Here is a 9,774-nt window from a genome sequence, read left to right as displayed (position 1 = left end):
GGGCTGGGCTGGGCTGGGCTGGGCTGGGCTGGGCTGGTAAAAGTGTGAATTTTTTATAAAAAAGTTACAAAGTTTAGATGCGGTTTAGATAAAAATGAGAATAATTATCATCACCTTATTATTCCGAGTCTTTCCGAATATGAAAACTGTTCCGGCTTTGAAGCTTTCCGCTCTCCTTGTTACCACCCTTCCCGCCCTGGCTTTCGCCACAACCTATCCACTGACCGTAACCGATATGGACGGCCAGAAAGTGGTGATCAAGCAGGAGCCGCAGCGCATTATTTTGCAGGACGGCCGCGAGATCCTCAGCCTTGCTCTGCTTGACCGCGACAATCCGTTCAAGCGCGTGGTTTCCTGGAACAACCTGATGAAGAAGCAGGACACCGGCAGCTGGAATATGCTGAAAAGCCGCTGGCCACAGGCGGATAAAATCCTGGATATGGGCTTCTCTGACCAGGGCGAAGTGAATCTGGAAACGGTGATCGCTAAGCATCCGGATCTGATGATTGCCCAGCTGCGCGCGAAGCCGTCGCTCCAGCAGACCGGCGTGCTGAAGCAGCTGGCGGCGCTGAATATTCCGGTGCTGTTTGTGGACGTTGAGCTGCACCCGGTGCAGAACACCGCCGCCAGCGTGACGCTGCTCGGCAAGGTGCTGAATCAGGAAGACAACGCCAAAGCCTATACCGATTTTTATCAGCAGAAGCTGACTGCCATTCAAAATAAGGTGAAGGATATTTCACCGAAGCCGCTGGTGTTCGTTGAGCCGATTGCCGGTATCGGCGGCGGGGGCGATGCCTGCTGCTTTACCCACGGCCGTAACGGCTGGGGCGCACTGGTTGAAGCGACGGGCGCACGCAATATCGGCTCCGAGCTGCTGCCGGGCACCAGCGGTAACGTGGCGGTGGAGAAGGTGATTTCGATGAATCCTGATTACTATGTGATGAGCGGTTCAAAACGCGGTGGCAAAGCGAGTACGGTGATCCCGCTGGGTTACAATACCAGCGTTGAGGAGATCAAAGAGAGTTTTGATCGTCTGCGTAATCGTAACGGGGTGAAGGATATTCCGGCGGTGAAGGCGGGCAAGGTCGCGGCGGTTTACCATCACTTCTACAATCATCCGTACAATATTATCGGTATTGAGATGCTGGCGAAGGATTTCTATCCGCAGCAGTTTAAGGATATGAATCCGACGGCGGATTACCATCAGATTATCCAGAAGTTCACCAAGCTGCCTGATGAGCCGATTAATATTGAGTATCATCCGGCTGAGTGATTTTCGGTAGATCGATAGCTGTTAGAGCGGTGGCCTCAGAGGTGGTGTCGGTAGGTCGCGGTTAGATCGGTGTTCGCGGGCGACCGTAGCGGGCAGATCGCCGGGTCGCCGTGAACCCGGTCCCTGGGGGCTTGGCTGCCGCATCCGTGCGGCAGACACCCGGCTAACCTGTCCCGTTTCGGTCTCCCTTTTGAATCCTTGCGTTGCTGCCAAAAATAAATGGTTTCAGGCAGCACCACCAATGCATGCAGGCAATCGGGGCTGGACGGATAAGCGGACCGTCCGAGCACAAGGACGTGCGAGGTCGAGCGGACAGGGATGTGACAGCGGGTCCGCGTTCCGGCCAGCACCGATAAGCCAGGCACAAAGCCTGAAGCGACTACCGAAGCCGAACGGACAAGTATGTGACTGCGGGTCCACGTTCCGACCAGCCCCGATAAGCCAGGCACAAAACCTGAAGTGACTACCGAAGCCGAGCGGACAGGGATGTGGCAGCGGGTCCGCGTTCCGACCAGCCCCGATAAGCCAGGCACAAAGTCTGAAACGACTGAATCCAGTATTCGAATGCGTTCCATTACCACCTCATATTCAATGAGGTGGTAAACACTGCCTCACTACGACTGAATAAACGCCAGCAGATCGCTATTAAGTTGATGTTGATGCGTTGCCGCCAGCCCGTGCGATGCGCCAGGATATATCTTCAGTTCAGCATCAGGAATAATATCTGCCGATAAGAGGCCGGAGTGGCTAATTGGAACGATCTGATCGTCATCACCATGAATAACCAGCGCCGGAACGGTGATTTTTCTCAAATCCTCCGTATAGTCAACTTCAGAGAACTCCCTGATGCAGGCATACTGCCCGACAATTGAACCGGCCATTCCCTGATTCCAGAAGCTCAGACGCAGACCTTCGTTGATCTCCACGCCCTCGCGATTCATGCCAAAGAAAGGTATCGCCAGATTAAGATAAAAATCTGAGCGGTTGTCGAATACCCCCTTACGGATACCATCAAATACCGAAATATCCGTGCCTTCAGGCCACTGCTCGGTAGATATCATAATCGGCGGTACGGCACCGATCAGCACCACTTTCGCCACGCGACCGGTTCCGTGGCGGCCAATATAGTGAACCACTTCACCGCCGCCGGTTGAGTGACCAATCAGAACCGCATTTTGAATGTCCAGTTCATTAATCACGGCGGCCAGGTCGTCGGCGTAAGTGTCCATATCATTGCCAAAAGCTGGCTGATCGGAGCGGCCATGTCCACGACGGTCGTGAGCGATAACTCGGTAACCCTGCTGCAAAAGATAAAGCATCTGCCCATCCCAGGCGTCTGAACTCAGTGGCCATCCGTGCGAGAAAATAACCGGCTGAGCATTTTTGTCGCCCCAGTCTTTATAAAAGATGCGCGTTTTGTCAGAGGTAGTAATAAAGCTCATTTTTATTTCTCCATAATGATGTGCAGGCGATCCCATCGGCACGTATTTAAAATCGTGCCGTGGTGGCTTTAAATTTAAAGGTGTGGGTCTGACCGTGAATTAAATCTGCGCTAATCCACCATCAACGTAAATTTCCGCCGCGTTGATGAAACTCGCATCGTCAGAGGCCAAAAATGCCACCGTTTTACCGATCTCTTCCGGCTCGCCTAAACGGCCCAGCGGCACGCCCTCTGCCAGCGCATCGAACAGTCCCTGACGATGTTCTTCAGGAACCAGACCGCCCAGACCTGGCGTACGAATAGGGCCAGGGCTAACCACGTTGACGCGAATACCACGATCCTTCAGGTCAAGCGCCCAGGAACGGACCAGGCTGCGGACGGCGGCTTTACTTGCGCTGTAGACGCTGAAGCTGGCGGTGCCTTTCGCTGCTGCCGTTGAACCGGTAAGAATGATGGAGGCCCCTTTAGCCATTAACGGCAGCGCTTTCTGTACGGTGAACAGCACACCGCGCACGTTGGTGCCAAAAATACGGTCGAAGTGCTCTTCGGTAATAGCCCCCAGAGGCATCATGTCGCCGCCACCCGCATTGGCGAACAACACGTCAAGCCTGCCGGATTCGCTCAAGATAGTAGAGAACACGGTATCGAGGTCGCTCAGAACAGAAGCATCTGCCCGGATTCCTTTGGCCGACGGTCCGATTAACGCTACCGCAGCATCCAGTTCCTCCTGACGACGGCCGGTGATGTAAACGGTGGCACCCTGCGCTGCCAGTTCCTGTGCTGATGCCAGGCCAATACCAGAACTGCCGCCGGTCACTAACGCAATTTTGTCTGAAAGTTTTTTACTCATGATGTCGTTCCTTAAATTAAGTATGGATAGATTTATTGGGTCATCTGTCGTTGGCGACGACGTTTGTTGTCGCGATGAGAGAAGCATATCCGCGTGCGATAATTTTCAAAATAGAATGGTTTGCAACTCATCATTGCAAATTTGAAACAATGGATTCGCGAGTTTCTAAGGGATAGCAATGTTGACGAGTCAAGCAGAGGAAGAGGTTTTGCTGACAAGCAATACGGGGCGAGCATCTGCGCTGCTACGGGCAGCCAGCTACAATGCGGTATGCGGTATGCGGTATGCGGTATGCGGTATGCGGTGTGCGGTGTGCGGTGTGCGGTGTGCGGTGTGCGGTGTGCGGTGTGCGGCTACCCATTTTCTGCCAGCCGCACCGGAGAGCTAAATGAAATACGCTGCTGCCGCATTTTTCGCGGCAGGTTTGGATATGATATTTATTGCGGTATGAGCATCACAAACACGGACCCGTGGCACATCCGTACATCATAAACAGCGGGAACAGTGGCAACAGCGGTATCAGGGCGATGGTACCGAAGGTGCTTAGCGTTTGGGTTTTGTCGTTGATGGCGACCACGACCGGTCTGTCTAGCCGGTAAGGGGCAGCCAGTTCCGGCGCGTGGGAGGAGGACCAAAATCCTTTAGCTTTAAACAGGACGCCCAGGCGATCGTTATCAATGGGAACCGCCTTATATTGATTGACCAGCACGTCACGTTGCCCGGCGTCCAGCTTGCGGTTATCCATCACCACCAGGTACTCCGCCGTCACCTCATGCTCTTTAACCAAAAAGTTAACTCTGACGCCGGAAGCCTGCTGATTGAAACGTTCGTAAAATGTCTTGTAACGCTGATATTCCTGCGGCGTGCCATCACGAACAAAACGATAACCGTATTTTGCCGAGCTGGCGATAACACCGGACTGGGTCGGTTTAACCGCCACAATGGTATCGGTTGGCGGCAGGTTTGGCTTACTGGTGCAGGCGGTTATCAGCATTACCGCCATCCATACCGCATAAACCCGGCTAATCTGTCCCATCACTGTCTCCCTTTCAGATCATTATGTTGCTGGCAGAAAAGATACCGTTATTGATGCAGCAACATCAATGCTTAAAGCAATCGGGGCTGGCCGGAAAAGCGGACCGTCCGAGCACAGGGACGTGCGAGGCCGAGCGGACAGGGAAGTGACAGCGGGTCCGTGTTCCGGCCAGCCCCGATACGCCAGGCGCGGAAACTGAAGCGCCTGACTCAGTCCGGATGTCAGACCTTATTCCGACCGATCAACGCCATTTCCTGTCAGGATCGTTGCAGGGGATGAGAACGGTCCGACAGCGGCTGTCGTCTTCGGCCCAGGCTTCTCCCACCTCATCCAGAGGACGTTGTATAAACGGAACAGACAAGCCACTGGTGGATACTGCCTGAAAAAGCTCACCTATCGCGGCAATCAATTCTGCATCTGAAACGCTACCCAACCCGCTCCCCATCAGCGTCAAGCCTGATGAACGCAGCAATTTACTGCGCAGGTTAATTTCCTGGCCGCTAAGTGAGCCAATCTGAACGAAGCGCACGGTTTTTGCGCCACCGGCAACGGCCGCCGTCATAATATCCAGTGCACTTTGACCCCAGAGATAATCAAGAACAACGTCAATTCCCTCAGCCATTAAGGCGGGTAATTCAGATGGCAGGGAGTCCAGCGTTAACACAACATCCGCGCCCTCTTCACGTAATTTGTTCAGAACATCTTTATTTCGCCCCGTTGCAATAATTTTCCCGGCCCCCAGGCAGCGAGCGATGTGGACGGCCAGACCGCCCGATGTGCCGGTTGCGCCATTGATCAGAACCGTTTCACCCTGTTGTAAAATTGCCCGGCGCGTTAACGCAGCCCAGGATGACATCCCGGGGTTCGCAATTGCCGCGGCAAGTACAGGGTCCAGTCCAGCGGGTAAGTGCACAACATTGTCCAGTGAAACCCGCGTTTTCTCCGCCATGCTTCCCCAGGGAGCGTTAAATGACAGGAAGTACACCGGATCGCCGTTGCTGAGGTAACCGGTCCCGTCAATCCCGGGAATGAAGGGAGCAGAGGTCATCGAGCTGTAATGCTTTCCAGCCGCGCGTGATTTTGCCAGCTGGCTAATCGCGGCGGCTGTGACGGTAATAACGGCCTGACGATCGCTGGCCTGGGGATCGGGATATTCACCGTACACCGGCTTTTCGCCCTGCTGGTTGATAATCGCTGCTTTCATTTGAATGTTCACCTGTCGCCAATATGATTTACGTGTATAATGCACACATTAAATTCAGCCAAAGTCGGTGTCAATAAAAAGCGTGCAAAATACACATAACACCCAGCATTTTTCCGATCTGCATGATGCATTACTCACCCTTGTTGGCGTGTTTAATCGCCCGCAACGTGATGAATTAATGATCAAAGCGTCGACAATCAATCTCGATCGCGCACTGTTTCCTCTTTTGGTTCAAATCAGCCGGTTTGGTCCTATTGGTGTCGTCGAACTGGCAGACAGAGTCGGCCGCGATTACACCACGGTTAGCCGTCAGGTCACAAAGCTTGAAGAAGCGGGTCTGGCGCAGCGACAGAAAAACGCGAAAGATAAGAGGATTAATGAAGCCGTTATCACTGCAGTGGGTAAAGCGATGACAGATAAGATTGACGCGGCGCGTGAAGACATTTACCAGAAAGTGTTCCAGCAATGGCAGCCGGAAGACCGTGTGCAGCTTGAACGCCTGCTTAAACAGTTCGTTATTGATTTTTCTTCGTTGGATGAAATTGAGAAATAAGAAGAGTGTCCGGGCCTGCCTGACATGCAGGCCCGCAGGAGATTTATCGCGCGCTATCCCGGCCGCTTCTTTCCTGTGATAACCGCCAGAAATCGTGCCCCGCCGGATACTGGTACAGACGCAGGGAGAATTTCCCGGCCACCGCAGTGATATATTCGAAGATCTCTGACTGCGTATTCTCGTAATCCATCCAATAAATCGACGAGGTAAAGCAATATATTTCCAGCGGCATGCCGGACGGTGACGGCTTCAGCGTTCTCACCACGATGTACATGTCTTTAATAATGTCCGGCCGTTCGGCGAGATAGGCCATCAGGTAGTGGCGGAACAGCGTTAAATTAGTCAGTCCGTTATCAATAAACCAGCTGTCGGCCACTCCTCCAGGATCACGGCCATCAAGCAGTTTCGCCAGCGGCTCATTGACTCCGCGAACAGACAACATCGGCGCCAGCATCTCCTGAGAGAGGAAGTTAACCGAGTGCTGATCGATGCTGGTGCTACGCATTATCCGCCGCGCGCCGGAAGAAAACATCGCCTGCCAGTTGGTGTAGGTCTCGGTAAGGAAGTTTTTGGTTGGGATACGTGAGATTGTATTATCCCAGTTGCGGATGGTGATGGTGTGCAGCGCAATATCGGTGACCTCCCCGCTGAGATTCTTGTCGGGCATCTCAATCCAGTCGCCCAGCTGCAGGACGTCATTCGAAGAGAGCTGGACGTTGGCGACCAGAGACAGCAGAGTATGCTGAAACACTAACATCAGCACCGCAGCCACTGCACCGAGGCTGGAAATAATAATGGCGGGTGATTTATTCGACATCACCGCAAGAATCATAATTGCGGCAATAACGTGAATTAAAATCTTCCCTATCTGGATATAGCCCTTAATAGAATGATTTTTACGTTTGCTTTTGCGGACGTAAGAGCTGTTGACGATATCCAGCATTTCATTGAAGAAGATCGACAGGAAAATAAAAAACAAAATGCCGCAGAAGGTATTAATCGCCGTCACCAGCGATGGCGGCATATTCGGCATAAACTGCAGAACGTAATAGACGATAATCACCGGCATAAAGTTCGACAGCTTCTCGGCGATGCGGCGGTCTTTTTCCAGCGGCACATCCTGCTTGTGGCTGGCAAAGAAGACTCTTCGCACCACTTTGATCAGCAGGAATTTGCACAAAATGTGGGTAAACATGCCGGAAACAATCAGCAAAATAATGTTAAAACCCACGGCGAGCGCCGGATTCCCTTCCATAAACTTAAATAAATAGTCCAGATATGCCATCTTTTATCGCCTGAATATGTATGCCATTTGTATCTGCTACAGCCTGCGGCTATATACAAAAATTTAACCAAACGACATCATGACATGTCAGGGACATTCAAGTCCACGCCTTAGAATTATAATAGACTAGTACAGTCTATCTTGGTCAAATTACAGTTTTCACCGTGCCATTGTAGGTGTTCAGAAAGGAAATTATTGACTCTAACCAGGAAAAATCCGATTGAAATTATATTGTTAAATTACCTCCTCAGAGCAACCTGCATCGCGTTATGCTGGTGCATTAATGAGTGAAAAATACTGCAGTACAAAAACCGTTAGTGAGTGAAAAACCAAAACCAAATCCCAAAACCGATCATGCCAATACCCAGCAGGGCATTACCTATAACATGAGGAAGAAACGATCGGTCTTTTCGATAATGGATCACAAAGGGTGCCATTTTCCTGTACTCTTTGAATATCCCTTTTTTATACGACCTGTAGCTGTCAATCACAGCATATATTCCAAGGATGACAGAAACGCATAAAATAAACATTTTTATTCACAAGTCCTTTGATGAATGGGTAACAGCATATCCTGATAAATCAATCACCACCAGCAACACTAAAGAGTGTCAGTTAGATTTAGAACGTAAGATTATGATCATAAAAAGACTCACCTTACCGCCTCCCCCACCAACTGATAACAGAGCGCACCTATCTGATCCACGGCATTCAGCAGATGCGGCGTCGGTTCGTTGGCGCAGTTCAATCGCAGAAAGTTCTGAAGTTCCGCACCAGGGGAAAACAGCGGACCGGGGCTGACGCCGATGCCCAGCGCCAGCGCGCGGCGATGCACTTCCAGCGCGTTGACCAACCTGGGAAGTTCTACCCATAAGAGAAAACCGGCGGCGGGGATGATGACCTGCGTACCCGCCGGAAAGCTGGATCTGACCCGCGCGATTACCGCCTGCACTCCCTTTGCAATTCGGGTTTTCAGGCGGCGCAGATGGCGCTCGTAGTCACCGCTCGCCAGGATCTCGCTGGTTGCGGCTTCCAGTAGCGGCGCACCGGCCCACTCCCCGGCCATCCGCGCCTGCATCACCTGCGGGTGGTAGCGCCCGGCGGCAATCCAGCCGATTCGCCAGCCGGGAGCCAGGGTCTTAGACAATGAACTGCAGTAAATCACATTACCGCTGTGGTCGAACGCCTTACAGGCCGGAGGGCGCTGTTCTTCACCCACCAGATCGCCGTAAACATCGTCCTCTATAAGCGGAATGCCAGCGCGTTCCATCAGCGCAACCAGCGCCTGCTTTTTCGCTACCGTCATACTGGCACCGAGCGGATTTTGCACCGTCGGCGAGGCCAGTACCGCCACCGGGCGATGGCGCTGAATGGCATCTTCCAGCGGCGCCAGTAGCAGCCCCTCGGCAGGATCGGTAGGAATTTGCAGCGCCTTCAGGCCGAGATCTTCCAGCAGCAAAAGCGTACCGAAGTAGGCGGGCTGCTCAATCGCCACGACGTCGCCAGGCTTGCTCACGGCGCGTAAAGCCAGGCGCAGCGCCTGGGTTGCACCGGCAGCGATCACCAGATCGTCCGCGCTAAAGCGGGCTCCCCACTTTGCGGCACGCGTGGCAATATTATTGCGCAGATCGGCCCTGCCCGGCGGCAGGCTGTAGCTTTGGCCGTGCGCATCCAGCCGACGACTGGCTGCATGAAGCGCGCGCTGAAGCGTCGCCCCGGGTAGCCAGGCCGGATCGGGCAGCGCCGCGCCAAGCGGCACCAGCCGCGTTTCAGCACTACTGAACAACGAACGGGCAACGGCGGACATGGTCACCGGAACGGGGCCGGTTGATGGAGCGAAGGAGTGCTTGCTGCGGGCTGCATTTACCTGACTGACAAAATATCCCGAGCGCGGGCGGGCAACAATCAGCCCTTTGGCCTCCAGGCAGCGAAGCGCTTCGAGCGCGGTGGGCAGACTGACCTGTTCGCGCTCCGCCAGTTTACGTGCGGAGATCATCCGATCGCCCGGCCGCAGGGCACCTGAAGCCAGGGTCTGGCGCAGCATTTCAGCGATTCGACGATAGTGTGGAGTAGAAAGTGACGGGGCGGACATAGCGATCTGTACAGTCTGATTTTCGATAAATCTGACTATA

8 protein-coding genes and 1 pseudogene are annotated in these 9,774 nt (G+C 53.3%); 2 read left to right on the top strand and 7 right to left on the bottom strand.

Annotated features, from left to right (window positions below):
- Positions 1 to 139: 139 nt before the first annotated feature.
- Positions 140 to 1,273: an ABC transporter substrate-binding protein gene (locus tag IBT47_RS13640; RefSeq protein WP_200560853.1), complete on the top strand. Its 1,134-nt coding sequence runs from the start codon at positions 140 to 142 to the stop codon at positions 1,271 to 1,273.
- Positions 1,274 to 1,887: 614 nt separating this feature from the next.
- Here IBT47_RS13640 and IBT47_RS13635 read toward each other — a convergent pair.
- The 4 genes from IBT47_RS13635 to IBT47_RS13620 all read right to left on the bottom strand — a co-directional run bounded on the left by IBT47_RS13635 (position 1,888) and on the right by IBT47_RS13620 (position 5,804).
- Positions 1,888 to 2,715, bottom strand: a complete 828-nt coding sequence (locus IBT47_RS13635) for an alpha/beta fold hydrolase (protein ID WP_200560851.1) — start codon at positions 2,713 to 2,715, stop codon at positions 1,888 to 1,890.
- 99 nt (positions 2,716 to 2,814) lie between these two features.
- Positions 2,815 to 3,564, bottom strand: coding sequence for an SDR family NAD(P)-dependent oxidoreductase (locus IBT47_RS13630; RefSeq protein ID WP_105594917.1), 750 nt, complete (start codon positions 3,562 to 3,564; stop codon positions 2,815 to 2,817).
- A gap of 454 nt (positions 3,565 to 4,018) precedes the next feature.
- On the bottom strand, positions 4,019 to 4,567 hold the full coding sequence (locus tag IBT47_RS13625; RefSeq protein ID WP_200560863.1) for a hypothetical protein: 549 nt from the start codon (positions 4,565 to 4,567) through the stop codon (positions 4,019 to 4,021).
- A 274-nt stretch (positions 4,568 to 4,841) separates the two neighbouring features.
- Positions 4,842 to 5,804: a zinc-binding alcohol dehydrogenase family protein gene (locus tag IBT47_RS13620; RefSeq protein ID WP_200560849.1), complete on the bottom strand. Its 963-nt coding sequence runs from the start codon at positions 5,802 to 5,804 to the stop codon at positions 4,842 to 4,844.
- A gap of 73 nt (positions 5,805 to 5,877) precedes the next feature.
- On the opposite strand from IBT47_RS13620, the gene IBT47_RS13615 reads away from it, so the two are divergent.
- Complete coding sequence (locus tag IBT47_RS13615; protein WP_200560862.1) at positions 5,878 to 6,357, top strand: MarR family winged helix-turn-helix transcriptional regulator; 480 nt, start codon at positions 5,878 to 5,880, stop codon at positions 6,355 to 6,357.
- Between the two features lie 43 nt (positions 6,358 to 6,400).
- Here IBT47_RS13615 and IBT47_RS27085 read toward each other — a convergent pair whose 3' ends face one another.
- The 3 genes and pseudogenes from IBT47_RS27085 to IBT47_RS13605 all read right to left on the bottom strand — a co-directional run bounded on the left by IBT47_RS27085 (position 6,401) and on the right by IBT47_RS13605 (position 9,734).
- Entirely contained in the window at positions 6,401 to 7,114 is a 714-nt protein-coding gene (locus IBT47_RS27085; RefSeq protein WP_370569897.1) for a mechanosensitive ion channel family protein, read from the bottom strand.
- A gap of 107 nt (positions 7,115 to 7,221) precedes the next feature.
- Positions 7,222 to 7,642, bottom strand: a pseudogene (locus IBT47_RS27080) (hypothetical protein).
- Between the two features lie 652 nt (positions 7,643 to 8,294).
- Complete coding sequence (locus IBT47_RS13605; protein WP_370569895.1) at positions 8,295 to 9,734, bottom strand: PLP-dependent aminotransferase family protein; 1,440 nt, start codon at positions 9,732 to 9,734, stop codon at positions 8,295 to 8,297.
- Positions 9,735 to 9,774 lie beyond the last annotated feature (40 nt).

This window comes from Erwinia sp. S43 (assembly GCF_016624745.1).
Taxonomy (GTDB): Bacteria; Pseudomonadota; Gammaproteobacteria; order Enterobacterales; family Enterobacteriaceae; genus Erwinia; species Erwinia coffeiphila.
Note: the sequence above shows the minus strand (reverse complement) of the source record. Positions and strands in the feature narration are given on the sequence as shown.

What these genes read in the sequence shown, in the direction of transcription:
- IBT47_RS13640 (WP_200560853.1), top strand. Translation starts at nt 140, where the DNA reads ATGAAAACTGTTCCGGCTTTGAAGCTTTCCGCTCTCCTTGTTACCACC.
- IBT47_RS13635 (WP_200560851.1), bottom strand. Translation starts at nt 2,715, where the DNA reads ATGAGCTTTATTACTACCTCTGACAAAACGCGCATCTTTTATAAAGAC.
- IBT47_RS13630 (WP_105594917.1), bottom strand. Translation starts at nt 3,564, where the DNA reads ATGAGTAAAAAACTTTCAGACAAAATTGCGTTAGTGACCGGCGGCAGT.
- IBT47_RS13625 (WP_200560863.1), bottom strand. Translation starts at nt 4,567, where the DNA reads ATGGCGGTAATGCTGATAACCGCCTGCACCAGTAAGCCAAACCTGCCG.
- IBT47_RS13620 (WP_200560849.1), bottom strand. Translation starts at nt 5,804, where the DNA reads ATGAAAGCAGCGATTATCAACCAGCAGGGCGAAAAGCCGGTGTACGGT.
- IBT47_RS27085 (WP_370569897.1), bottom strand. Translation starts at nt 7,114, where the DNA reads ATGTTAGTGTTTCAGCATACTCTGCTGTCTCTGGTCGCCAACGTCCAG.
- IBT47_RS13605 (WP_370569895.1), bottom strand. Translation starts at nt 9,734, where the DNA reads ATGTCCGCCCCGTCACTTTCTACTCCACACTATCGTCGAATCGCTGAA.